Source organism: Cellulomonas sp. P22 (assembly GCF_044392165.1).
In genome coordinates this window covers 490,306-513,710 of the sequence record NZ_JBISBW010000006.1, presented here as the reverse complement: position 1 = coordinate 513,710, position 23,405 = coordinate 490,306, and the positions used below count along the sequence as shown (strand labels likewise).

The 23,405-nt window shown below is 72.6% G+C and carries 23 protein-coding genes; all 23 read right to left on the bottom strand.

The features are described from left to right. Window positions 1-5: 5 nt before the first annotated feature. Window positions 6-1,283 (bottom strand): N-acetylglucosamine-6-phosphate deacetylase, encoded by a 1,278-nt coding sequence (locus ACGIF2_RS08960; RefSeq protein WP_396045655.1) that lies wholly within the window; start codon window positions 1,281-1,283, stop codon window positions 6-8. A gap of 23 nt (window positions 1,284-1,306) precedes the next feature. Further along, window positions 1,307-2,002, bottom strand: a complete 696-nt coding sequence (gene nucS, locus ACGIF2_RS08955; RefSeq protein WP_396045653.1) for an endonuclease NucS — start codon at window positions 2,000-2,002, stop codon at window positions 1,307-1,309. A 1-nt stretch (window position 2,003) separates the two neighbouring features. Then, a complete protein-coding gene (locus tag ACGIF2_RS08950; RefSeq protein WP_396045651.1) occupies window positions 2,004-2,414 on the bottom strand; it encodes a DUF2550 domain-containing protein in 411 nt (136 codons plus the stop codon). Between the two features lie 12 nt (window positions 2,415-2,426). Beyond that, window positions 2,427-2,717: a F0F1 ATP synthase subunit epsilon gene (locus ACGIF2_RS08945; RefSeq protein ID WP_396045649.1), complete on the bottom strand. Its 291-nt coding sequence runs from the start codon at window positions 2,715-2,717 to the stop codon at window positions 2,427-2,429. Between the two features lie 43 nt (window positions 2,718-2,760). Further along, window positions 2,761-4,242: a F0F1 ATP synthase subunit beta gene (gene atpD, locus ACGIF2_RS08940; RefSeq protein WP_396045647.1), complete on the bottom strand. Its 1,482-nt coding sequence runs from the start codon at window positions 4,240-4,242 to the stop codon at window positions 2,761-2,763. Window positions 4,243-4,304: 62 nt separating this feature from the next. Then, window positions 4,305-5,201, bottom strand: a complete 897-nt coding sequence (locus tag ACGIF2_RS08935; protein WP_396045645.1) for a F0F1 ATP synthase subunit gamma — start codon at window positions 5,199-5,201, stop codon at window positions 4,305-4,307. Between the two features lie 2 nt (window positions 5,202-5,203). Further along, the gene (gene atpA / locus ACGIF2_RS08930; protein ID WP_396045643.1) at window positions 5,204-6,832 is read right to left on the bottom strand and encodes a F0F1 ATP synthase subunit alpha; all 1,629 of its coding nucleotides are present in this window, start codon (window positions 6,830-6,832) and stop codon (window positions 5,204-5,206) included. 77 nt (window positions 6,833-6,909) lie between these two features. Then, the gene (locus ACGIF2_RS08925; protein ID WP_396045641.1) at window positions 6,910-7,725 is read right to left on the bottom strand and encodes a F0F1 ATP synthase subunit delta; all 816 of its coding nucleotides are present in this window, start codon (window positions 7,723-7,725) and stop codon (window positions 6,910-6,912) included. After that, window positions 7,725-8,306, bottom strand: a complete 582-nt coding sequence (locus ACGIF2_RS08920) for a F0F1 ATP synthase subunit B (RefSeq protein WP_396045639.1) — start codon at window positions 8,304-8,306, stop codon at window positions 7,725-7,727. The genes ACGIF2_RS08925 and ACGIF2_RS08920 overlap by 1 nt, the downstream gene beginning before the upstream one ends. Then, the gene (gene atpE / locus ACGIF2_RS08915) at window positions 8,303-8,545 is read right to left on the bottom strand and encodes an ATP synthase F0 subunit C (RefSeq protein WP_396045637.1); all 243 of its coding nucleotides are present in this window, start codon (window positions 8,543-8,545) and stop codon (window positions 8,303-8,305) included. The genes ACGIF2_RS08920 and atpE overlap by 4 nt, the downstream gene beginning before the upstream one ends. A gap of 94 nt (window positions 8,546-8,639) precedes the next feature. Continuing rightward, a complete protein-coding gene (atpB, locus tag ACGIF2_RS08910) occupies window positions 8,640-9,458 on the bottom strand; it encodes a F0F1 ATP synthase subunit A (RefSeq protein WP_396045724.1) in 819 nt (272 codons plus the stop codon). Window positions 9,459-9,551: 93 nt separating this feature from the next. Further along, entirely contained in the window at window positions 9,552-10,043 is a 492-nt protein-coding gene (locus ACGIF2_RS08905) for a hypothetical protein (protein WP_396045635.1), read from the bottom strand. Then, window positions 10,040-11,158, bottom strand: coding sequence for a glycosyltransferase family 4 protein (locus tag ACGIF2_RS08900; RefSeq protein WP_396045633.1), 1,119 nt, complete (start codon window positions 11,156-11,158; stop codon window positions 10,040-10,042). Before ACGIF2_RS08900 ends, ACGIF2_RS08905 begins: the two co-directional genes overlap by 4 nt. Next, window positions 11,155-11,832 carry an L-threonylcarbamoyladenylate synthase gene (locus tag ACGIF2_RS08895; RefSeq protein WP_396045631.1) on the bottom strand — a complete coding sequence of 226 codons (678 nt, stop codon included), beginning with the start codon at window positions 11,830-11,832 and terminating at the stop codon, window positions 11,155-11,157. Before ACGIF2_RS08895 ends, ACGIF2_RS08900 begins: the two co-directional genes overlap by 4 nt. Beyond that, window positions 11,829-12,764 (bottom strand): peptide chain release factor N(5)-glutamine methyltransferase, encoded by a 936-nt coding sequence (prmC, locus tag ACGIF2_RS08890; protein ID WP_396045629.1) that lies wholly within the window; start codon window positions 12,762-12,764, stop codon window positions 11,829-11,831. Before prmC ends, ACGIF2_RS08895 begins: the two co-directional genes overlap by 4 nt. A gap of 39 nt (window positions 12,765-12,803) precedes the next feature. Continuing rightward, complete coding sequence (prfA, locus tag ACGIF2_RS08885) at window positions 12,804-13,892, bottom strand: peptide chain release factor 1 (protein ID WP_396045627.1); 1,089 nt, start codon at window positions 13,890-13,892, stop codon at window positions 12,804-12,806. 108 nt (window positions 13,893-14,000) lie between these two features. Next, the gene (rpmE, locus tag ACGIF2_RS08880) at window positions 14,001-14,213 is read right to left on the bottom strand and encodes a 50S ribosomal protein L31 (RefSeq protein ID WP_396045625.1); all 213 of its coding nucleotides are present in this window, start codon (window positions 14,211-14,213) and stop codon (window positions 14,001-14,003) included. Between the two features lie 131 nt (window positions 14,214-14,344). After that, window positions 14,345-16,408, bottom strand: coding sequence for a transcription termination factor Rho (gene rho, locus ACGIF2_RS08875; protein ID WP_396045623.1), 2,064 nt, complete (start codon window positions 16,406-16,408; stop codon window positions 14,345-14,347). 303 nt (window positions 16,409-16,711) lie between these two features. Further along, window positions 16,712-17,668, bottom strand: coding sequence for a homoserine kinase (gene thrB / locus ACGIF2_RS08870; protein WP_396045621.1), 957 nt, complete (start codon window positions 17,666-17,668; stop codon window positions 16,712-16,714). Window positions 17,669-17,676: 8 nt separating this feature from the next. After that, the gene (gene thrC / locus ACGIF2_RS08865; protein ID WP_396045619.1) at window positions 17,677-18,768 is read right to left on the bottom strand and encodes a threonine synthase; all 1,092 of its coding nucleotides are present in this window, start codon (window positions 18,766-18,768) and stop codon (window positions 17,677-17,679) included. Between the two features lie 5 nt (window positions 18,769-18,773). Beyond that, complete coding sequence (locus tag ACGIF2_RS08860; protein WP_396045617.1) at window positions 18,774-20,111, bottom strand: homoserine dehydrogenase; 1,338 nt, start codon at window positions 20,109-20,111, stop codon at window positions 18,774-18,776. A 135-nt stretch (window positions 20,112-20,246) separates the two neighbouring features. Beyond that, the gene (gene lysA / locus ACGIF2_RS08855; protein ID WP_396045615.1) at window positions 20,247-21,650 is read right to left on the bottom strand and encodes a diaminopimelate decarboxylase; all 1,404 of its coding nucleotides are present in this window, start codon (window positions 21,648-21,650) and stop codon (window positions 20,247-20,249) included. Further along, complete coding sequence (gene argS / locus ACGIF2_RS08850) at window positions 21,647-23,326, bottom strand: arginine--tRNA ligase (protein ID WP_396045613.1); 1,680 nt, start codon at window positions 23,324-23,326, stop codon at window positions 21,647-21,649. The genes lysA and argS overlap by 4 nt, the downstream gene beginning before the upstream one ends. Window positions 23,327-23,405 lie beyond the last annotated feature (79 nt).

The window sequence follows — 23,405 nt, the reverse complement described above, 5'->3', positions numbered from 1 at the left end:
CGACCTCAGCCCTCCGCACCGCCGACCTCGACACCCGCCCGGCGCACCCGCACGGGCCGCAGCCCCTCATCGGTCACCACGACGTCCGCCCGCCGGCCGGCCTCGAGCGCGCCCAGGTCACGGCGACCCAGCACCTCGGCGGGGGTCGTCGCCGCCGCACGCACCGCGTCGACAACGTCCACACCCGCGCCGACCACGCACCGCACCACGTCGAGCAGGTGCGCCGTGCCGCCCGCGATCGAGCCGCCACCGCCCGAGCCGTCGTCGCCCGAGCCGTCCTGCGCGACCTGCAGCCGCGCCACACCGTCCACGACCCGCACCGCCATCGGGCCCAGCTGGTAGTCGCCGTCGGGCATGCCCGCAGCGGCCATCGCGTCGGTGACGAGCGCGACCGCACCCGGACCCACGAGGTCGAAGACCGTCCGTACCGTGCCCGCGGCCAGGTGCGTGCCGTCCGCCACGAGCTCGACCACGAGCTCGCCGCGCGCGGCCGCCGCGAGGCACGCCGCGACGGGCCCCGGGTCCCGGTGGTGCCACGGGCGCATCCCGTTGAACAGGTGGGTCGCGGTCGCCCGGCCCGAGCGGCGCCCGGGCGCCCGCCCGATCCGCTCGACGCCCCGCCCGATCCCCGCGTCGACCTGCTCGGCCGTCCCGTCGGTGTGCCCGAACGAGGGCAGCGCGCCCGCCGCGACGAGCGCGGCCACCACGTCGTCGCCGCCGTCGGCCACGCCCGCGACCTCGGGGGCCACCGTCATCGTCACGAGGTGGCCGCGGGCCGCGTCCGCGACCGCCCGCACCAGGTCGGCGTCGCCCATGAGCATGTCGTGCGGGTTCTGGGCCCCGCAGCGGGCGGCCGACAGGAACGGCCCTTCGAGGTGGATGCCCGCGATCTCCCCCGCGTCGGCGAGGTCGGCCAGCACGGCCGTCTGCGCGAGCAGCACCGCCGCAGGTGCCGTGACGAGCGAGGCGACCACGCTCGTCGTGCCGTGACGCAGGTGCTCGCGGGCAGCGGCCCGGGCCTCGTCCGCGGTCACCGCGTCGGGGAAGCCGACCCCGCCGCCGCCGTGGTTGTGCAGGTCCACGAGCCCGGGCAGGACCCACCGGTCCGGCCGGGCGGGGGACGCGTCGACCGCCGCCGACCACGCTGGCGGGGCGTCCGCTGCGGCACCGACCCACGCGATGCGGGCACCGTCGATGACCACGGCCCCGTCCGTCAGCACACCGGAGGGCGTGACGACCCGACCCCGCTCGACGACGACGGGCCGCTCAGCTGCGTTGCTCACCGGCTCATCCTCGCGCACCCGGGTCAGAAGAGCCGAGAGTCCACGTCGTCGACTCCGCGCATCGCCGCGTAGTCGAGCACGAGGCACGCGATGCCGCGGTCCTCGGCCAGCACCCGGGCCTGCGGCTTGATCTCCTGGGCGGCGAAGACCCCGCGCACCGGGGCGATCAGCGGGTCGCGGTTGAGCAGCTCGAGGTAGCGCGTGAGCTGCTCGACGCCGTCGATGTCACCGCGCCGCTTGATCTCGACGGCCACGGTGCCGCCGCTCGGGTCGCGCGCCAGGATGTCGACCGGCCCGATCGCCGTGGGGAACTCGCGGCGCACGAGCGTGAGCCCCGCACCCAGCAGCTCGACCTGCGCGGCGAGCATCTCCTGCAGGTGGGCCTCGACCCCGTCCTTGACGAGCCCCGGGTCGACGCCCAGGTCGTGCGCCGAGTCGTGCAGCACCTCGAACAGCTCGATCTCGAGCCGGTCGTCGCTCTTGGTGTGCTGGACGTGCCACAGCTGCGTGACCCCCCGCTCGCGCGCAGCGTCGTCGGGCTCACGCACCGCGAGCGTGCACGGCGGGCTCATCCAGTTGAGCGGCTTGTACGAACCACCGTCGGAGTGCAGCAGCACGCTGCCGTCGGCCTTCACGACGAGCAGCCGGGTGGCCTCCGGAAGGTGCGCGTTGAGCCTTCCGCTGTACCGGGCGGCACAGCGGGCAACGACCAGTCTCACGTCAGATCACCCTGCACACTGCGGCCGGAGCCGCCTCGGTCCACGCCGTCAGTCCCGCGTACGCCTCGCGGGACATCGCCAGCTCGAAGATCTCGTCGTCCACCCGGCACGTGACGAGCACCCGGCCCGGGGTGTCGAGCGGTTCGCGCGAGACGATGACGATCTCGTCCCGCGCCCAGCGCCGCGACGGACGCGGGGCGAGGGACAGGGACCGCCACCAGTACAGCTGCGCGGCACCGTACTGACCGACCCCCGCGCTGAAACCGCTCGAGGGATCGGCCGTGCGCCGGCGCCCGCACTCGAACGACCCGACCCTGCCCGAGAGGGTGCGGGCCCGCGACGTCCATGCCGCAGCGATCGCCACGGCGACGAGCACGAGCCCGCCGAGGATCAGGCCGGTGAGCAGCCCCATCCCCGCTCCTCGTCAGTGCGAGGTCGGGGCGTGCGTGGCGCCCGAGACCTGCTCGACGGAGTCGACGACGACCGTGACCTGGTCCGAGTCGACCGAGAGGAAACCACCCTCGACGACCCAGCGCAGCATCTGGCCACCGCTGACCGCGACCCGGAGCTCACCGCGCCGCAGCACGGAGAGCATCGGGGTGTGGCCCACGCGGATCCCGACCTCGCCGTCGGCGGCAGGCGCACTGACCTGCTTCGCCGTACCCGACCAGATCTTGCCGTCGGGGGCGACGATGTCGACCTCGAGCTCTGCCACGCTCACTCCTTCGCGTTGGGGGGATGGGGGAAGAACAGCATCGTCAGATGCCGTACTCCTTCTGGATCCGCGCCCAGTTGCGCTCGAGGTCCTCGAGGCCACCGATGTTGAAGAACGCCTGCTCGGCGACGTGGTCGAACTCGCCGTCGGCGATCTTCGAGAACGCCTCGACCGTCTCGGCGACGGGGACCGTCGAGCCCGAAACACCCGTGAACTTCTCGGCCATGTACGTGTTCTGCGAGAGGAACTGCTCGATCCGGCGCGCACGCGCGACGACCGTCTTGTCCTCCTCGGAGAGCTCGTCGACACCGAGGATCGCGATGATGTCCTGGAGCTCCTTGTTGCGCTGCAGGATCGACTTCACGCGGGTCGCGGTGTCGTAGTGCGCCTGGCCGACGTACCGCGGGTCGAGGATGCGGCTCGTCGAGGCCAGCGGGTCGACCGCGGGGTACAGGCCGCGCGACGCGATGACACGGCTCAGCTCGGTCGTCGCGTCGAGGTGCGCGAACGTCGTGGCCGGGGCCGGGTCGGTGTAGTCGTCGGCGGGGACGTAGATGGCCTGGAGCGACGTGATCGAGTGACCACGCGTCGAGGTGATGCGCTCCTGGAGCAGACCCATCTCGTCGGCCAGGTTCGGCTGGTACCCGACGGCCGACGGCATGCGGCCGAGCAGCGTCGAGACCTCGGAGCCGGCCTGCGTGAAGCGGAAGATGTTGTCGATGAAGAGCAGCACGTCCTGCTTCTGCACGTCGCGGAAGTACTCCGCCATCGTCAGCGCGGACAGGGCCACGCGCAGACGCGTGCCCGGCGGCTCGTCCATCTGACCGAAGACGAGGGCGGTCTTGTCGAAGACCCCGGCCTCCTCCATCTCGACGATGAGGTCGTTGCCCTCACGCGTGCGCTCGCCGACGCCGGCGAACACCGACACGCCGCCGTGGTCCTGCGCGACGCGCTGGATCATCTCCTGGATGAGGACGGTCTTGCCGACACCGGCACCACCGAACAGACCGATCTTCCCGCCGAGCACGTACGGCGTGAGCAGGTCGATGACCTTGATGCCGGTCTCGAACATCTGCGTCTTCGACTCGAGCTGGTCGAAGGCCGGGGGCTTGCGGTGGATGGGCCAGCGCTCGGTGACCTCGAACTTCTCGCCCGGGGCCAGGTTGAGCACCTCACCGGTCACGTTGAACACGTGGCCCTTGGTGATCTCGCCGACCGGCACGCTGATGGGTGCACCCGTGTCGGTCACGAGCGCGCCGCGCACGAGACCGTCGGTGGGCTTGAGCGCGATGGCGCGCACGAGCGAGTCGCCCAGGTGCTGAGCGACCTCGAGCGTCATCGTGAAGCTGGACTCACCCTCGCCCTGCGAGGACAGGTCGATGTCGACCGTGAGGGCGTTGTAGATCTCGGGGATCTGGTCCGACGGGAACTCGATGTCCACGACGGGACCGATCACGCGGGCGACCCTGCCCACTCCGGGCGCGCCGGAGTCGGTCGCCGTGGCGTCGACGGTGCTGGCGGTCATTGTCTGGCCTCGCTTCGCTCGACCGGAGGTGAGTCCGGCGTGGGAATGGTGGTGCAGTCGGTTCAGGAGCTGAGCGCGTCGGCGCCCGACACGATCTCGGTGAGCTCCTGGGTGATCTCGCCCTGGCGTGCCTGGTTGGCCAGCCGGGTGTTGGTGCGGATGATCTCTTCGGCGTTCTCTGTCGCGGTGTGCATCGCGCTCTGGCGCGAGGCCAGCTCCGACGCGGCAGCCTGCAGGAGGCAGCTGTAGATGCGGCTGCGCACATAACGCGGCAGCAGCTCGTCGAGCACGTCCTCGGCGTTCGGCTCGAACTCGTACAGCGGGAGCGCCTCGGACGTCTCGCCGGGCTCGGCGACGCCTTCGACGACCTCGAGCGGGAGCATCCGGATCACGCGGGGTCGCTGCGTGACCATGTTGACGAACTGCGTGTACACGACGTGCAGCTCGCCCACGCCGCCCTCGTCCGCCGGGGCGGCGAAGGCGTCGAGCAGGGTGTTCGCGATCTCGTCAGCGAGCTCGGCAGACGGGGAGTCCGAGCTGCCGATCCACGTGGCACCGAGGTCGCGCTTGCGGAACGTGTAGTACGAGACGGCGCGGCGACCCGTCACGTACAGCACCACGTGCTTGCCCTGCGCCGTGAGCCGCTCGACGAGGCGCTCGGCCTCCCGGATGGCTCCTGCCGAGTACGCGCCCGCCATCCCGCGGTCCGACGTGATGACCAGCAGCGCGACCCGGTTGGTGTCGGTGCGGTCGGACAGCAGCGGGTGCGCCACGTCCGAGTGCGTGGCGAGGGCCGAGACCGCACGCGTGATCGCCCGCGCGTACGGCGTCGCCGCCGCCACCCGCTCCCGGGCGTGCCCGATGCGGGAGGCTGCGATGAGCTCCATCGCGCGGAAGATCTTCTTCAGCGACTGCGTCGACCGGATCCGCTGCCGGTAGACCCGCTGGCTTCCGGCCACGCTCAGCCCTTCTTCTGTCGGACGATCTGCTCCTGCTCGACCGGCGTCTCCTCGTCAGCGACCTCGTCGCCGACGAGCGGGGTGCCGTCGCCCTTGAGGAAGCCGTTGCGGAACTCGTCGACCGCGGCCGCGAGCTTCTCCTCGGTCGCGCCGTCGAGCTTGCCCGTCTCCGCGATCGTGGTCAGGACGTCGCTGTTGCGGTGCAGGCTCTCGATGAGCTCCCGCTCGAAGCGCCGCACGTCGGAGACGGGGACGTCGTCGAGCTTGCCCTTCGTGCCGGCCCAGATCGAGGCGACCTGGTCCTCGACCGGGTACGGGCTGTACTGGCCCTGCTTGAGCAGCTCCATGAGCCGCGCGCCACGGGTCAGCTGGGCGAGCGAGGCCGCGTCCAGGTCAGAGGCGAACATCGCGAACGCCTCGAGCGAGCGGTACTGCGCGAGGTCGATCTTGAGCGTGCCGGAGACCTGCTTCATGGCCTTGATCTGCGCCGCGCCACCGACGCGGGAGACCGAGATGCCGACGTCGACGGCCGGGCGCTGGTCGGCGTTGAAGAGGTCCGACTGCAGGAAGATCTGACCGTCGGTGATCGAGATGACGTTGGTCGGGATGTACGCCGAGACGTCGTTGGCCTTGGTCTCGATGATGGGCAGACCCGTCATCGACCCGCCGCCGAGCTCGTCCGAGAGCTTGGCACAACGCTCGAGCAGACGGGAGTGCAGGTAGAAGACGTCACCGGGGTACGCCTCACGGCCCGGCGGGCGACGCAGCAGCAGCGACACGGCACGGTAGGCCTCGGCCTGCTTCGACAGGTCGTCGAACACGATGAGGACGTGCTTGCCCTCGTACATCCAGTGCTGGCCGATGGCCGAACCGGTGTACGGCGCGAGGTACTTGAAGCCCGCGGGGTCCGACGCGGGGGCCGCGACGATCGTCGTGTACTCGAGGGCGCCGGCCTCCTCGAGAGCGCTGCGCACACCCGCGATGGTCGAGCCCTTCTGGCCGATCGCGACGTAGATGCACCGGACCTGCTTGTTCGGGTCGCCGGTCTCCCAGTTGGACTTCTGGTTGATGATCGTGTCGATCGCGATGGCCGTCTTGCCGGTCTGGCGGTCGCCGATGATGAGCTGGCGCTGGCCGCGGCCGATCGGGATCATCGCGTCGATGGCCTTGAGGCCGGTCTGGAGCGGCTCGTGCACGCTCTTGCGGGCCATGACGCCCGGTGCCTGCAGCTCGAGCGCGCGCCGACCGCTGGTCGCGACGTCGCCGAGCCCGTCGATGGGCTGGCCGAGCGGGTCCACGACGCGACCGAGGTAGCCGTCGCCCACGGGCACGGACAGCACCTCGCCCGTGCGGCGGACCTCCTGGCCCTCTTCGATGCCGGTGAACTCACCGAGCACGACGACGCCGATCTCGCGGACGTCGAGGCTGAGCGCGAGGCCGAGCGTGCCGTCCTCGAAGCGCAGCAGCTCGTTGGCCATCGCGCCCGGGAGGCCCTCGACCTGGGCGATGCCGTCGCCCGCGAGCGTCACGCGGCCGACCTCTTCGGTCACGGTGCCGGACGGCTCGTAGGACTTCACGAAGCTGTCCAGCGCGGACCGGATGTCCTCCGGCCGGATCGTCAGCTCAGCCATTGCTCTTCTCCTGTCGTGACAGCACGGTCAGTGCGGTCGAACACGTTCTCGGGACGGCGCGCCGGGGGGCGCGGACGTCAGCTGGCAAGTCGTCGTCGGGCATCCGCGAGCCGCGCCAGCACGGTCGCGTCCATGACCTCGGGCCCCACCTGCACCCGGAGGCCACCGATCACGTGCGGGTCCTCGATCACGTTGAGCTGCATCGGGTGCCCGTACGCGCGCTCCAGGATCTGGCTGAGGCGTGCGCGCTGCTCCTCGCTGAGGCCGGTCGCCGTCGTGACCGTCGCGACCTCGCGGTTGCGGCGGTCGGCGATGAGGTCGGACAGGTGCCCGAGCGTCGCGACGTACCGACGGCCCCGGGGGGCGACGGCGGCGCGGCGCGCGAGGATCTCGGTCGCGGGCGAGCCCTGACCGCCGAGGAGCTGGTCGACGACAGCACCGCGCCCCCTGGCACCGATCTTGTCGTCGAACAGCGCGCGGCGGACCTCACGCTGCCCGGCGAGGGCACGGCCGATCGTGAAGAGCTCCTCCTCGACCCGCTCGAGCCCGCCGGGCGTCGCCTGGGCCGAGGCCAGCACCGCGTGGAACGCCAGCTGCTCGACGGCTTCCGTCAGGTCCGCGTCGGCCGACCAGCGCGAGCGCACCAGGCCGTCGACGGCCTCGACGGTGCGCGGGTCCGCGCTGGAGAGCAGCTGAGCCACGAGCCGGGCCTTGGCGTCACCGTCGAGCGACGGGTCTGCCAGGGTCCGACGCAGCGAGCCGGAGGAGTCGAGCGCGTCCACCACGGCGAACAGCTGCTCGCCGAGCGTCGACGCCTGGGCGCCCGCATCCCGCAGCACCGGCTCGAACCGGCCCTCTGCGGCCTGCAGCGACGCCTGACTCGTCCCGCGCATCAGTTCCCCTTACCGGCGTTCGCCGTGTTCTCGAGCTCGTCGAGGAAGCGGTCCACGACACGCGAGCTCCGCACCTCGTCCTCGAGCGACTCCCCGACGATCTTCGACGCGAGCTGCGTCGCGAGCGCGCCGACGTCGGCGCGCAGCGACACGGACGCCTGCTGGCGCTCGGCGTCGATCTGCTTCTGCGCCGTCTCGACGATCCGCGAGGCCTCGTCGGTCGCCTTGGTCCGCAGGTCGGCCACGATCTGGCCGCCCTCCGCGCGTGCGTCCTCGCGGATGCGCGCCGCCTCGGCACGAGCCTCCTGGAGCTGGAGCTTGTACTCGGCGAGCGCCGCGTCGGCCTCGGCCTGTGCGACCTCGGCCTGGGCGAGCCCACCCTCGATCTTCGCGGTGCGCTCGTCGAGCACCGCGTTGAACTTCGGGAGCACGAACTTGTAGAACGCGACCGCGATCACCACGAGGACGACCGTCGACCACAGGAGGTCGTACGGCTCAGGCAGCAGCAGCTGGTAGCCCTGAATCTCCTCTGTCGTCTCCGCGGCCGTCAACGCAGCCGCGGTCAGCGCGGCGGCGATCACGAGAAGAGGAAGCCGGTGATGAGGCCGAGGAGGCCGAGGACCTCGACGAACCCGATGCCGATGAACATCGTCGTGCGCAGCTGGCCGGCGACCTCGGGCTGGCGCGCCATGCCCTCGACGGTCTTGCCGATCAGGATGCCGAGGCCGATGCCCGGGCCGAGCACCGCGAGGCCGTAGCCGACGGTCGCGATGTTGCCGTTGAGCTCGGCGAGGACTGTGGTGGTTTCCGCAAGTGCCACGGTTGCTCGTTCCTTCCGTTGGGCTCCCGGCCGGTCGGCCGAGCGCTCGTTCAGTGGTGGGGGTCGCCCGGACCCCCGGCGGGTCAGCGGGAGATCAGTGCTCTTCCTCGATCGACAGGCTGATGTACACAGCCGCCAGGATGACGAAGATGTAGGCCTGCAGCGCTGCGACGAAGAGCTCGAAGAGCGTGATCGCGAAACCGCCGAGCAGGGTGAACGCGCCGAACGCCTTCATCGCCGGGGCAGCCTCGAACAGGAAGTACTGCGTCGCCGAGAAGCACAGCACGAGCATGAGGTGCCCGGCGACCATGTTCGCCATGAGTCGGATGGCGAGCGTGGCGGGACGCAGGATGAAGACGGTCAGGAACTCGACGGGCGTGAGCAGCACGTAGAGGAACGGCGGGACCCCCGGGGGGAACAGGCTCGTCTTGAGGAACCCCCCGATGCCGTGCGCCTTGACGCCCGCACCCAGGTACATCACGTACACCCACAGGGCGAGCATGACTGGCAGCCCGATGAGCGAGGTGCCCGCGATGTTCAGCCCCGGGATGACGCCCGTGAGGTTGAACGCGAGAATCGCCATGAACACCGTCGTCAGGAGCGCGACGTACTTCTGCGCCTTCTCCTTGCCCAGGATCTCCTCGGCGACGTTGACCCGGACGAAGTCCAGGAGCATCTCGAGGGCGTTCTGGAACCGTCCCGGCACCAGCTTGGCGCGGCGGGCGCCGATCACGAAGATGATGATCAGCGCGGCAGCGGCGACGAAGCGCACGAGCTGCAGGCGGTTGATCTCAAAGACCGTGCCCTCGAAGAAGACGGCCGGCGGGAAGAAGTCCGCGATGGACGGGACATGGAAGCCACCGCCCTCGCTCTCACCTGAGGCGAAGGGAACGATCGTCGCAAGGCTGGACAGGGCGTTCTCCCGGTGCTCGACGGTGAGCCGGTGCGCCGCGTCTGTGCAGGCACGCCGTCGTCACCAGGCCATCATGGATGAGGGAAGCGTAACCTATGGGGCGCTCTGGCCAGGACGACTGTCCGCGTTCCCCGCGGCGGGTTCGACGTACGGAACCCGGCCCCGTGAGACGGCCCGGAAGTCGAGCAGCGCCGAGCCGATGACCCCCACCGCGACGACGACCGCGAGGACCCCCCGCGAGTAGAAGTCCATGCCGCGCAGCACGGCCAGGAGCGCGATCACGACCACGATCTTGCCGAGCCATGCGCCGAGCACCACGGCGGCCGTGACCTGCGGGTCCGAGTGCGCCGTGCGGAGCATCGACAGGATGGTCGTGCCCGAGAACACGAGCACGAGCCCCACGCCGATGAGCGCGCCCCACGCACCCGGGGTGCCGGCGACGAGCACCCCCACGCCGACGCCGAGCACGGCCGTCACGCCGAGCAGCACGAGCATGTCGCGCAGCGCGGTGCGGAACACAGCGTCGGTGGCGACCTCGGTGGCCGTCGGGGCAGGGGCAGCCGAGGGCTGAGGGTCGGTCGTCACGGGTGTACCTCCGTGGTGTCGGGGGCGGTGCGGCGGGCGCGCAGCGGGCCCAGGGTCAGCAGCACGGCCACGAGCACGCCGGTGCCGATGGCCCACAGGGCCGCGGTGGTGGAGATCTTGACGAGCGCCGCGCCGCCGAAGGCGAACACGGCCGTCCAGATGTACATGATGGCGACCGCGCGCCGGTGCGAGTGCCCGAGCGCGAGGAGCCGGTGGTGCAGGTGCATACGGTCGGGGTGGAACGGCGAGTTGCCCTTGCCGAGGCGTCGGACGATCGCCAGGCCCATGTCCAGCAGCGGGAGCAGCAGCACCGCGACGGGCAGCAGGATGGGCAGGAACGCCGGGAACGACTGCCGCGTCGAGACGACAGCGGTGTCGATCTGCCCGGTCAGCTGGATCGCCGACGCCGCGAACACCAGGCCCAGCAGCATCGAGCCCGAGTCGCCCATGAAGATGCGCGCCGGGTAGAGGTTGTGCGGCAGGAACCCTGCGCACACGCCCACGAGCACGGCCAGCACGAGCGTCGCGAGGCTCGAGAAGTCGCCCGGGCTGGCCCCGCGCGTGAGCAGGTAGGAGTAGAGGAAGAACGCCGTGCCGCCGATCGCGATGACGCCCGCGGCGAGCCCGTCGAGCCCGTCGACGAAGTTGACGGCGTTCATGGCCACCACGATCGCCAGGACCGAGAGCAGGAAGGTCGTGCGGTCCGAGAAGACGATGACGCCCGCGATCGGCAGCTGGTAGAGCTGGACCCCGCTCCACGCCACGATGCCGCCCGCGAGCACCTGCCCCATGAGCTTGGTGAGCCAGTCCAGGTCCCAGATGTCGTCCGCGACCCCGAGGAAGCACACCAGCGCGGCACCCGCGACGATGCCCAGCAGCGGGGCCGGGTCCCGGTACACGTCGGACAGGAAGGGCAGCCGGCTCGCCATCGCGAACGCGACCACGAGCCCGATGAGCATCGCGAGCCCGCCGAGCCGCGGGGTCGGGACGGCGTGCACGTCCCGCTCCCGGACCGCGGTGATGGCCCCCCAGCGCAGCGCGCACCACCGTGCGAGCGGTGTCGTGAGGTACGTGACCGCCGCGGCGATCAGCAGCACCAGGAGGTAGACCCTCACCTCTCGCGCTCACCCGCTGCTGGCTCGGCCGGGTCCTCGACGGGCGCGACCTCGCGCAGCTCGGCGAGCGTGATGGCTCCCGCCCGCACGAGCTTCAGGGTGGGGCTCGTCGCGTCGACGATGGTCGAGGCCACCTGCCCGGGCGCCTGGCCGCCGTCGAGGAAGACCGGGACGCTCGAGCCGAGCTGCTCGTAGGCCTCGGCGACGGTCACGCCCGCGGGCTGCCCGGTGAGGTTGGCGCTCGAGACCGCGAGCGGGCCCGTGCGGCGCAGCAGCGCGAGCGCGACGCGGTGGTCGGGCACGCGCAGCGCGACCGTGCCGTGCGTCTCGCCCAGGTCCCAGGCGAGCGAGGGCTGCGCCGGCAGGATGAGCGTCAGGCCGCCGGGCCAGAAGGCCTCGGCCAGGTCGCGCGCCGCGTCGGGCACGTCGGTCGCGAGACCGTCGAGCGTGCGGACGTCGGGCATGAGGACCGGGGGCGGCGCCTGCCTCCCCCGTCCCTTCGCGTCGAGCAGCGCCTGCACGGCGTCGGGGTTGAAGGCGTCGGCGGCCACACCGTAGACCGTGTCGGTCGGCAGCACGACGAGCTCCCCTCGGGAGATCGTGTGCACCGCCTCGTCGATGGCGGGGCCCCACGTCGCGGGGTCGGTGGCGTCCTTGATGCGGATCAGACTCACGGCTGCGAGTCTCCCACGCCTGACCTGTGCGCCACGCCCGTCGCAGGTCCCTGGTGCCCGTTCCGGCGGGCGACGACCATGCGGTCGCGGCCCGTCAGGTCGGTCTCGGTGCGCACGCCCTCGAACGCTCCGGTGCCCTCGACGAGAGCGCGCGCGGCCGCTGCCTGCACCTCCGCGTGCTCCATGACGAGCAGCCCGCCGGGTCGCAGCAGACGCGCCGCGGCGGCGACGATGCCCCGCGGCACCTCGAGACCGTCCGCGCCCAGACCGTAGAGCGCGACCGCCGGGTCGTGCTCGGCGACCTCGGGGTCGACGGGCACCGCGCCCGGGGGCACGTACGGGGGGTTGGAGACGACCACGTCGACGGTGCCGTCGAGCTCGCGCAGGGCCGTCCGGGCGTCGCCGCGCACCAGGTGCACGTCCGGGGCGAGGGCCGCCACGTTGCGAGCGGCCCACGCGTGCGCGGCGCGGTCGAGCTCGACCGCGTGCACCTCGGCCTCCGCCACCTCGCACGCGACCGCCAGCGCGATGGCCGCGGAGCCCGTGCACAGGTCCACCACGCGCACCGCGGCGCCACGCGCCACGACCGCCCGGGCCTCGCGGGCCGCGACCTCCGCGACCTGCTCGGTCTCGGGGCGGGGCACGAAGACCCCGGGGCCGACGTCGAGCTCGATGGCCCGGAACGCCGCGCGACCGGTGAGGTGCTGCAGCGGCTCACGGGTCGCCCGCCGTGCGACCAGCTCGACCAGGCCCTGCGGCGCGGCCCGGCCGAGGATCGCCGCGGTCTGGACCTCGCCGCGGCTCACGTGCCGTCCGGACTCGACGCCCATGAGGTGTGCGGCGAGCAGCTCGGCGTCCACGCGGGGGCTCGGCACCCCGGCGTCCGCGAGCACGCGCTCGGCGGCGCGCAGCGCCTCGGTCAGCCGTTCCATGCCCTGCCCGCTCCCCTGCTCTGCGTCCGGCTGCACCGCTCAGTGCCCGGCTGCGGCGAGCCGGGCGGTCTCGTCGGTCTCGATGGCCGAGCGCACCACGGGCTCGAGGTCGCCGTCGAGCACAGCGTCGAGGTTGTAGGCCTTGTACCCGGTGCGGTGGTCGGCGATGCGGTTCTCGGGGAAGTTGTACGTCCGGATCCGCTCGGAGCGGTCCACGGTGCGCACCTGCGAGCGGCGCGCCTCGCTGGCCGCCGCCGCGGCGGCCTCCTGCTGGACCGCGAGCAGCCGGGCCCGCAGCACGCGCATGGCCTGCTCCCGGTTCTGCAGCTGGGACTTCTCGTTCTGCATCGAGACCGTGATGCCCGTGGGCAGGTGGGTGATCCGCACGGCAGAGTCCGTGGTGTTGACCGACTGGCCACCCGGGCCCGACGAGCGGTACACGTCCACGCGCAGGTCGTTCGGGTCGATCTCGACCTCGCCCGCGTCCTCGACCTCGGGCAGCACCAGCACGCCGGCGGCCGAGGTGTGGATGCGTCCCTGCGACTCGGTCACGGGCACGCGCTGCACCCGGTGCACGCCGCCCTCGTACTTCAGGCTCGCCCACACGCCCTGCGCCGGGTCCGTCGTGGTGCCGCGGGACTTCACCGCGACCTGCACGTCTTTGTACCCGCCCAGCTCGGACTCGGTCGCGCTGAGGATCTCGGTGCGCCAGCCCCGCTGCTCGGCGTAGCGCAGGTACATGCGCAGCAGGTCGCCAGCGAACAGCGCCGACTCCTCGCCGCCCTCGCCCGCCTTGATCTCGAGGATCACGTCGCGCGCGTCATCGGGGTCGCGCGGGATCAGCACGCGGCGCAGACGCTCGGCCGCGGCGTCCGCAGCGGCCTGCAGGGCGGGGAGCTCGGCGGCGAACGCCTCGTCGGTCTCGGCGAGCTCGCTCGCGTCGGCCAGGTCGTCGGCGGCGGCGCGCCACGCGCGGTAGGCAGCCACCACCTGGCCGAGCTCGGCGTAGCGCCGGCCCAGGGTCCGAGCCCGTGCGGCGTCGGCGTGGACGTCGGGGTCGGAGAGCTGGAGCTCGATCTGCGCGTGCTCCTCGAGCAGGGGCTCTGCGGCCCCGAACTGCTCAGACATCGGTCTCCTCCGGTCCGTCGCACCTCGTGCCCGCCGGTCGGCGGACACGACAACGCCGGTGGGACGGCACCTCGTCGAGACGAGGACCGACCCACCGGCGCTGGAGGACTAGTTGGCCTTCTTGCCGTAACGAGCCTCGAAGCGGGCCACGCGGCCGCCGGTGTCGAGGATCTTCTGCTTGCCCGTGTAGAACGGGTGGCAGGCGCTGCACACGTCCGTGCGGATCTCGCCCGACGTCTCCGTCGAGCGCGTCGTGAACGTGTTGCCGCACGTGCAGGTCACCTGGGTGACCACGTACGCGGGGTGGATGTCAGACTTCACAGGGATTCTCCTTGACTGGGATGCCTCCGGGTCGGCGACGCATGTGCGCCCCCGTGAACCGCAGACCGAGGGGTCATTCTGCCAGAACTGTGCCGGGCCTCGAAATCTTCCGGCTGACCTGGTCCGACGGATCAGGTGTCGTTCTGGCTGCCGCCCATGCCGGGCGTCGTCTTCTGCACCTGCAGCAGGAACTCGACGTTCGACTTGGTGTCGCGCAGCTTGCCGAGCAGCAGCTCGATGGCCTGCTGCTGGTCGAGGGCACCCATGACGCGACGGAGCTTCCAGACGATCTTGAGCTCGTCGGGCGACATGAGGATCTCCTCGCGACGCGTGCCCGAGGCGTTGACGTCCACCGCCGGGAAGATGCGCTTGTCCGCGAGCGAGCGGGTGAGCCGGAGCTCCATGTTCCCGGTGCCCTTGAACTCCTCGAAGATGACCTCGTCCATCTTGGACCCGGTCTCGACGAGCGCCGAGGCGAGGATCGTGAGCGACCCGCCGTGCTCGATGTTGCGCGCCGCGCCGAAGAACCGCTTGGGCGGGTACAGCGCCGAGGCGTCGACACCACCCGAGAGGATGCGGCCCGAGGCGGGCGCCGCGAGGTTGTAGGCCCGCGACAGCCGGGTCAGCGAGTCGAGCAGCACGACGACGTCCTGGCCCAGCTCGACCAGGCGCTTGGCGCGCTCGATCGCGAGCTCCGCGACGATCGTGTGGTCGGACGCCGGACGGTCGAACGTCGAGGCGATGACCTCGCCCTTGACCGTCCGCTCCATGTCCGTGACCTCTTCGGGCCGCTCGTCCACGAGCACGACCATGAGGTGGACCTCAGGGTTGTTCGTCGTGATGGCGTTCGCGATCTGCTGCATGATGATCGTCTTGCCGGCCTTGGGCGGCGAGACGATCAGCCCACGCTGGCCCTTGCCGATGGGGGCGACGATGTCGATCACGCGGGGCGTGACCTGGCTCGGGTCGTGCTCGAGGCGCAGACGCTCCTGCGGGTACAGGGGCGTGAGCTTGGAGAACTCGGGCCGCTGGCGGGCCTCCTCGGGCGACATGCCGTTGACCGTGTCCAGCCGCACCAGCGCGTTGAACTTCGAGCGCGGGCTGTTGCCCTGGGGCAGCGGGTCGCCCTCACGGGGCTGACGCACCGCACCGGTGACAGCGTCGCCACGACGCAGCCCGGCCTTCTTGACCTGGCCGAGCGAGACGTACACGTCGTTCGGGCCCGGCAGGTAGCCGCTCGTGCGCACGAACGCGTAGCTGTCCGAGATGTCGAGGATGCCCGCGACGGGCAGCAGCACGTCGTCAGCGCTGACCTCGACCTCTTCGTAGCCCGCGAGGTCGCCACCCGCTCCCCCGCGTCCACCGCGGCCCGTGCGGCCCTTGGTGCGGTCACGGTCGCGGTAGCGGTCGCGCGAGCGGCGCCGACGGCCACCCCGCTCGTCGTCGTCCTGCAGGTTCTGGCTCACGTCGCGCGACTGTCCGCCGTCCCGGTTCTGGTTGGCGTCCCGCTGGTCGCGCTGCTGGTTGTCGCGCTGCTGGTTGTCGCGCTGGCTGTCACGCTGCTGACGCTGGCCCTGCTGCTGGCCGCCGTCCTGGCGCTCGCCGCGCTGGCGGGCTCCGTCGCCCTGCTCGTCGGTGACCTCGCGGCGCGGCGCGGTCTCGACGCCGGCCTCGGTGGCGTCGACGCGCGGTGCACCCGCACCCCGGCCGGAACGGCGCGAGCGACGCTCACCCGTCACGGACCCCACGGCCTCGGCGGCACGTGCGGCACGGTCGTCGCGCGTCTCGCCGGCGGCGATGCGCTGGTCGAGCGTGCGCTCGACGGCCTCGAGCTCGGCTGCCACGTCGGGACGGCGACGGGCCGAACGCTCGCGCGGCGCGGTGGTGACCGGCGCGTCACTGGTGGCCGCGGCTGCGCCTGCGGAAGGCGCGGTGCTCGTGGCCTGCTCGCTGCGGGTCGGCTCGGCCGACCGCGAGGGGGCACCCGAACCGGCGGCCGCTGCGGACGGACGCCCGCCGCCGCGCTTGGCCTTGATGGCGTCGACGAGGTCGCTCTTGCGCATCTTGGAGGTGCCGGTCACACCGAGCTGGGCGGCGAGCGCCTGGAGCTCGGGCAGGCGCAGCGCGGAGATCGCGCCGGACTTGCTGGGCCCGTCGGAGCTGTTGCTCACGGCGGCCTCGATGGTGTCTGTCACGAAGGACCCTTCCCCCTCGTCGGTGGCGGCGCCTCAGGCGCGGCCTTCGCCCGGCCTTTGCGGCTGGGTCGTGTGGTGAAGCTGCACGTGCGTACGACGACGTCTGCACACGTGGGCTGGATCGCTCCCGGCTCGTCAGCTCTCACGAGGAGAGCTCTGGGCTGGTACGCACGGGGCGTGACCAAGGCGCTGGAGGCACGAGGCCGGGGAACGGCAACATCGTAACACCGGCATCCCGCCCAGGACGACTGCCTCGAGGGTTCACCCGAAGGGTGGAACTCAGCGCCCGTCAACCCCGCGCGTTCACGCCACGGACCAGGACCGTGCGCCCGCCTGGTCGACGGCCGGGTGCAGCACCTGCCACGTGCCGGCGGCGTCCCGGAGCACCTCGTCCACCGCCTGATCGGCGTCCGCACCGGTGCCGTCGACGACCGTGCGTCGGCCCAGCGCGAGCACGGTGGGACCGGCGCCCGAGACGACCGCGGCGACCCCCCGGGCCCGCAGCGCGTCGACGACGGCGAGCGAGTCCTGCATGACCGGGCGCCGGTGCTCCTGGTGGAGGCGGTCCTCGGTGGCGGGGAGCAGCAGGTCGGGCCGACGACCGAGCGCCTCGACGAGCAGCGCGGCACGTCCGGCCTGGAACGCCGCGTCGCGGTGCGTGACGACGGCGGGGAGCACGCTGCGCGCGTGCTGGGTCAGCAGCCGCTCGGTGGGCACGAGCACCACCGGGACGACGTCCTCGTGCACCGGCACCCGCACGGCGTGCGGCGCGTGCGGGCCGGTGTCGTCGTCGGTGTCGAGCCATGCGACGGTCGCGCCGCCGAGCAGCGCGGGCGCCGCGTTGTCGGGGTGCCCCTCGAGGCGCGTCGCGAGCATCAGCAGGGTGTCGTCGTCGAGCGCGGCCGGGTCCGCGAGCAGCGCCCGCGCGAGCACGAGCCCGCCCACGGCCGCGGCGGCCGACGACCCGAGCCCACGCCCGTGCGGGATGCGGTTGACGCACGTGAGCGCGAGCCCGGGCTGCGGGGCGCCCACGTGGTCGAGGGCGAGCCGGAGCGCGCGCAGCACCAGGTGGTCCTCGCCGTCGGGCACCTCGCCCGCGCCCTGGCCCGTGACCGTCACGACCCCGCCGGGGCCGTCGACCACACGGACCTCGAGCTCGTCGTGCAGCGCGAGCGCGAGCCCGAGCGAGTCGAAGCCCGGGCCCAGGTTGGCGCTCGTCGCGGGGACCGTCGCCCGCGCGTGGTCGTGGCCGAGGATCATGCGCGGGCTCAGGCGAGCTGGAGGGCGTCGGCGATCGCCATGACGTCCGCGTGCACCCGCTCGGGGCGCACCTCGGCCCCGTCGGCGTCGAGCAGCGCCCACTGCGGGTCCTTCAGGCCGTGGCCCGTGACCGTGACGACGATGCGCGCACCCGCGGGGACCCGGCCCTGCTCGGCGAGCATCAGGATGCCCGCGACGCCGGCCGCCGAGGCGGGCTCGACGAACACGCCGACCTCGCTCGACAGGATGCGGTGCGCGGCGAGGATCTGGGCGTCGGTCACGGCCTCGATCACGCCGCCCGAGGTGTCGCGGGCCTGCTCGGCCTGCTGCCACGAGGCGGGGTTGCCGATCCGGATGGCCGTCGCGATCGTCTCGGGGTGCGTGATGGGGTGGCCCGCGATGATGGGCGCGGAGCCTGCCGCCTGGAACCCCCACATGGCGGGGGTGCGCGTGGCGACCGGCGCGAGGTCGGCGCCGCCGTCGTGGCCCGCGTACTCGCGGTAGCCCTTCCAGTACGCGGTGATGTTGCCCGCGTTGCCGACGGGCAGCGCGTGGATGTCGGGGGCGTCGCCCAGCGCGTCGACGACCTCGAAGGCCCCGGTCTTCTGCCCCTCGATGCGGTCGGGGTTGACCGAGTTGACGAGCTCGACCGGGTAGACCTCGGCGAGCTTGCGGGCCGCGATCAGGCAGTCGTCGAAGTTGCCGTCGACCTGCAGCAGCCGGGCACCGTGCGCGACCGCCTGCGACAGCTTGCCCATCGCGATCTTGCCGTCGGGCACGAGCACGACGCACGTCATGCCGGCGGCCGTCGCGTACGCGGCGGCCGACGCTGACGTGTTGCCCGTCGAGGCGCACACCACGGCCTTGGCCCCGCGGGCCGCGGCCGAGGAGATCGCTGTGGTCATGCCGCGGTCCTTGAACGACCCCGTGGGGTTCATGCCCTCGACCTTGACGAAGACCTGCGCCCCGGTGCGCTCCGACAGGGCCGGCGCGGGGACGAGCGGCGTGCCGCCCTCGCCCAGGGTCACCACGCGCTCGCGCACGTGGGCGGGCAGACGGTCGGCGTACTCGGCGATGATGCCTCGCCACTGGTGTGCCATCGGGGTCAGGCTCCTTCGACTCGCAGGACGGACAGGACCCGACGCACCACGTCGAGGCCCTCGATGGCCGCGACGGTGGCGCGCAGGGCGGCCTCGGTCGCGGTGTGGGTCGAGATGACCAGCTGGGCGACGTCGTCGACCCCCGGCTCGAGCGCACGGCCGGGGGGCTGACGCACGGCCTCGATCGACACGCCGTGCTCGGCGAGCACGGCAGCGACCTGCGCGAGCACGCCGGGCTGGTCGGTCACCTCGAGGCGGACCTGGTAGCGGGTGCGCGCGGCCGAGGCCGGCAGCACGGGCAGCGCTGCGTAGGCCGACTCGACCGGGCCACGTCCGCCCAGCACACGGTGCCGGGCCACCGAGACGACGTCGCCCAGCACGGCGGACGCGGTCGGGGCCCCACCGGCGCCACGGCCGTAGAACATGAGCTCGCCCGCGGCCTCGGCCTCGACGAACACCGCGTTGAACGCTCCACGCACGCCCGCGAGCGGGTGCGTGAGCGGGACCAGCGCCGGGTGCACCCGCACCTGGACGCCCTCGTCGCTGCGCTCGGCGATCGCGAGCAGCTTGATCGTGTGCCCCGTGCGGGCGGCCCACGCCACGTCGTCCGCGGTCACGGACGAGATGCCCTGGCGGTCGACGTCGTCGATCGAGACGCGGGTGTGGAACGCGAGCGAGGCGAGGATCGCGGCCTTCGCCGCCGCGTCGAAGCCCTCGACGTCCGCCGTCGGGTCGGCCTCGGCGTAGCCCAGGGCCTGCGCCTCGGCGACCGCCGCGTCCAGGTCGAGACCCTCGGTGGCCATGCGGTCGAGCACGTAGTTCGTGGTGCCGTTGACGATGCCGAGCACCCGCTGCACGCGGTCGCCCACGAGCGACTCGCGCACCGGGCGCACGATGGGGATGGCGCCCGCGACGGCCGCCTCGAAGTACAGGTCCACGCCCGCCGCGTCGGCCGCCGCGTACAGCGTGGGGCCGTCCTGCGCGAGCAGCGCCTTGTTCGCGGTGACCACGGCCGCGCCGTGCTCGATGGCCCGCAGCAGCAGCGAGCGCGCCGGCTCGATGCCGCCCACGACCTCGACCACCACGTCGGCCTTCTCGACCAGCCCCTCGGCGTCGGACGTGAGCAGCGAGCGGTCCACGACCGGGTCCCGCTCGGCCTCGACGTCCCGCACCGCGATCCCGACGAGCTCGAGCCGCGCACCCACCCGCGCCGCGAGGTCCGCGGCCTGCGTCGTCAGGAGCCGCACGACCTCGGTGCCGACCACGCCGCAACCGAGCAGCGCGACACGCAGCGTCGTGGGCTCGAGGGGGATGGTCCGGTCGGAACGGGGCTGCTGGGCCACTGCCACGGTGTGCCGCCTCCTGCTCAGGGCCTGCTCGAGGCCGGGTGCGCGCCCGGGCGAGGTCCTCGCTCGGCGTCCTCAGGGTAGTGCGACGCGACCGGGCCACGAGCAGGGGTCCGGCTGCTGAACTGCACGTCAGCCCAGGTCGAGCGCGAGAAGGTCCTCGACCGTCTCGCGGCGCACCAGCACGCGCGCGGCGCCGTCGCGCACCGCGACCACGGGCGGGCGCGGGACGTGGTTGTAGTTGGAGGCCATCGACCGTCCGTAGGCCCCCGTGGCCGCGACCGCCAGGAGGTCGCCCGGGCGCACGTCGCCCGGCAGCTGCACCTCGTGGACCACGATGTCGCCGCTCTCGCAGTGCTTGCCGACCACGCGGGCCAGCACCGGCGCGTCCTCGCCCACCCGCGACGCGAGCTCGGCGTGGTAGTTCGCGCCGTACAGCGCGGGCCGGATGTTGTCGCTCATGCCGCCGTCGACCGCGACGTAGCGCCGCACGAAGGGCCCCGCCGGGTCGTCGACCGTGACGTCCTTGACCGTGCCGACGGTGTACAGCGTGAGGGTCGTGGGCCCGACGATCGCCCGGCCGGGCTCGATCGAGATGCGCGGCAGCGCGGTGCCGAGCGCCGTGCACGACGCGTCGACCGCCGCCGCGAGGTCCTTCGCGACCCGCGACGGGTCGAGCGGCACGTCCCCCGGGACGTACGCGATGCCGAAGCCGCCGCCCAGGTCGACCTCGGGCACCAGGTAGCCGGTGCGCGCGGCGAGCTCGGCGCGCAGCGCCATGACCTTGTGCGCCGCGACGTCGAAGCCCGACGGGTCGAGGATCTGCGAGCCGATGTGCGAGTGGATGCCCAGCAGGTGCAGCTCGGGGTGCTCGAGGACGGCGTGCAGCGCCTCGAGCGCGGGGCTCGGCGAACCGTCGGCCGGCGGCGCCATCGACACACCGAACTTCTGGTCCTCGTGCGCGGTCGAGATGTACTCGTGCCCGCCCGCGTGCACCCCGGTCGTGACCCGCACCATCACGGGGGCGGGCGCTCCCCCACGCGCCCGGGCCGCGGTGGCGACGCGGTCGACCTCGCCGAGCGAGTCGACGATGATCCGCCCGACGCCCACCTCGAGCGCGCGCTCGATCTCGGCGTCCGACTTGTTGTTCCCGTGCAGCCCGAGGTCCGCACCGGGCACCCCGGCGCGCAGCGCGACCGCCAGCTCGCCGCCCGTCGCGGTGTCGACCCGCAGGCCCTCCTCGTGCGCCCAGCGGGCGACCGCGACCGACAGGAACGCCTTGCCGGCGTAGTACACGTCCACGCCGGTGCCGACCGCGGCGAACGCGGTCTCGAACGCCCGGCGGAGCTCCTGGGCGCGGGCCCGGAAGTCGGCCTCGTCGAGCACGTACGCGGGGGTGCCGTGCTCGGCGGCGAGCGCGCGCAGGTCGAGCCCGGCCACGCTCAGCGCGCCGTCGGGCGTGCGCGCCGTCCCGCCCGACCAGGGCAGCCCGACGGCGTCGGCCGACGCGGCGTGCTCCCCCGCGGGGGTGCTCACATCCGCTCCGGCGCGCTCACACCCAGCAGGTCGAGACCGTTCGCGAGCACCTGGCGCGTCGCGTCGTTGAGCCACAGGCGCGTGCGGTGCACGTCCGTGACCTCCTCGTCGCCGAACGGCGTCACCCGGCGCTGGTCGTACCACTTGTGGTAGCTGCCCGCGAGCTCCTCGAGGTAGCGCGCGACACGGTGCGGCTCCCGCAGCTCGGCCGCCTGGGCCACGATGCGCGGGAACTCCGCGAGCGAGCCGAGCAGCGCCGCCTCGGACGGGTGGTCGAGCAGCGAGGCGTCGAAGCCGTCGGCGCGGGACACCCCGGAGTCGGCCGCGTTGCGCGCCACGTTGACGGTGCGGGCGTGCGCGTACTGCACGTAGAACACCGGGTTGTCGTTCGTGGCGCTGACCAGCAGGTCCAGGTCGATGTCGAGGCTCGAGTTGGCGGCCGAGCGGGCCAGCGAGTACCGGGCCGCGTCGACGCCCACCGCGTCGACCAGGTCGTCGATCGTGACGATCGTGCCCGCGCGCTTGGACATCCGCACCGGCTCGCCGTTGCGCACCAGGTTGACCATCTGCCCGATGAGGATCTCCAGGTTGACCCACGGGGTGTCGCCGAAGGCCGCGACCATGGCCATCATCCGGCCGATGTACCCGTGGTGGTCCGCGCCGAGCATGATGATCGCCCGGTCGAAGCCGCGCTCGCGCTTGTCGAGGTAGTAGGCCAGGTCACCCGAGATGTAGGCGCCCTCGCCGTCGGACTTGATGATGACGCGGTCCTTGTCGTCACCGAAATCCGTGGTCCGCAGCCACACCGCGCCGTCGGCCTCGAAGATGTGCCCGAGCTCGCGCAGCCGTGCCACGGCACGGTCGACCGCCCCGGACTCGTGCAGCGTGTCCTCGTGGAAGTACACGTCGAAGTCGACGCGGAAGTCGTGCAGCTTGCCCTTGATCTCACCGAACATCAGCTCGACGCCGCGGCTGCGGAAGACCTCCTGCGCCTCGGCCTCGGGCAGCGTGCGGGGGTCCGGCTCGCCCGCCTCGGCGGCCTGCGCGATCACGGCGTCGGCGATGTCGGAGATGTACTGCCCGCCGTAGCCGTCCTCGGGGGCCTCCTGGCCCAGGGCCCGCGCGAGCAGCGACCGCGCGAAACGGTCGATCTGCGAACCGTGGTCGTTGAAGTAGTACTCGCGGGTCACGTCCGCGCCGGCCGCCTGCAGCACGCGCGCCAGGCTGTCGCCCACGGCCGCCCAACGCACCCCGCCGATGTGGATGGGGCCCGTCGGGTTCGCCGAGACGAACTCGAGGTTGATGTTCTCGCCCGCGAGCGCGTCGCTGCGCCCGTACTCAGGACCGGCATCGACGATGCCGCGCGCGAGCTCGCCCGCGGCGGCCTTGTCGAGCGTGATGTTGAGGAACCCGGGGCCCGCGACGTCGACCGTCGCGATGCCGGGCTGGGCAGCGAGCCGACGGGCGAGCTCCTCCGCGAGCGCACGCGGGCTGGTGCCGGCCTTCTTGCCGAGCTGCATCGCCACGTTGGTGGCCCAGTCGCCGTGCTCGCGCTGCCGGGGTCGCTCGACGTGCACCGTGGCGGGGACGTCGGCGGGCTCGAGGGCGAACGTGCCGTCGGAGACTGCGGCGAGAAGGGCATCGCGAAGGGCGGCAGAGAGCTCAGCGGGGGTCACGGCACCAGGGTAGCGAGCGTCGCCGGGTGCCCTGCACGGCGTTTCGTGCCGCGGCGAGGGGTGCGCGCGGGCGTCCGGC